Here is a 1,123-nt window from a genome sequence, read left to right as displayed (position 1 = left end):
GTTGAGCAGCCCGCTGCCGGAGACGCCGATGGCGATCCTTTTGCCGCGCAGTTGCACGAGCCGGTTGACGGTGATGTCGCCACGATAGAACACCCAGATCGGTTCATACGAGACGGCAGCGATGGTCTGCAGATGATCGGTTTCTTTCGGGCTGGTGGTGCCTGATTGAATAAAACCCACCTCGTATTCGCTATCCGGATTCTTCAGCCGTTCATAGTTTTCGACCGAACCGGAAGAGCTGCGGATAACCAGAGTAATGCCGTCGCGTTTCAGGATGGGCGCATAGCGATCCGCAAAACCGCGATAGATGCCGTTGTCCGCCCCGGTTGTAATGACGATCGTGCGTTGGATGGCGGGCTTGATGAGCGTCGCAAGCCCCCAACCCAGCGCGGCCAACAGCAAGATTGCGCCAATGAACAGAAGCCGCCGGCGCCCGGGTGTCATGGGGGCTTTGCTGCTACGCTGAAGCACTGGGTTGTGCCTGGTCATTGTTCGGCATCTCCCGTCTGGCCTGTTCCGCGCGAGGTGGACTCGGCGAGCCTCTGTGCGGAACCGTTGCCGGCAGTCGCGAATGACCCGGGGAGTTTGTCACCTGCAGGTGTCCGCCGTCAGCCATAGAGCGGCAGCAACAAAAACAACTTGATGACGATCGCATTCGCGATGTCGATAAAAAACGCCCCCACCATAGGTACTACCAGAAAGGCCAGATGGGAGGGACCGAACTGTCCTGTGATCGCCTGCATGTTGGCTATCGCGGTCGGTGTTGCCCCGAGGCCGAATCCACAGTGACCCGCTGCGAGCACTGCCGCGTCATAGTTGCGCCCCATCACCCGAAACGTGACGACAATGGCGTAAGCCGCCATCGCGATCGCCTGCACCACCAGAATGACGAACAGCGGCAAAGCGAGCGATGCGAGATCCCCCAGCCGCAGGCTCATCAACGCTATAGCAAGAAAGAGACCGAGGCTAACGTTGCCGAGTACCGACACCGCGTCTTCGAACACGCGATACCAGCCGCGCACCGCGAGCCCGTTGCGCAGTACGACACCGACGAACAGGACGCACACGAACGCCGGCAACTCGAAAGCCGTACCGTTCAGCAATACCGCGATCGCCGAACCCA

2 protein-coding genes are annotated in these 1,123 nt (G+C 60.0%); both read right to left on the bottom strand.

The window, feature by feature from the left end; all coding sequences use genetic code 11:
• A partial coding sequence (locus P0D96_RS48050; RefSeq protein WP_459252715.1) for a TAXI family TRAP transporter solute-binding subunit occupies nt 1-444 on the bottom strand: 444 nt, incomplete at its 3' end.
• A 164-nt stretch (nt 445-608) separates the two neighbouring features.
• The coding region (locus tag P0D96_RS48045; protein WP_408321356.1) for a sodium/glutamate symporter at nt 609-1,123 on the bottom strand (515 nt) is incomplete at its 5' end.

Source organism: Paraburkholderia sp. RL17-347-BIC-D (assembly GCF_046027915.1).
GTDB lineage: Bacteria > Pseudomonadota > Gammaproteobacteria > Burkholderiales > Burkholderiaceae > Paraburkholderia.
The sequence above is the reverse complement of the archived record's forward strand: the minus strand, read 5'-3'. Positions and strand labels throughout refer to the sequence as shown.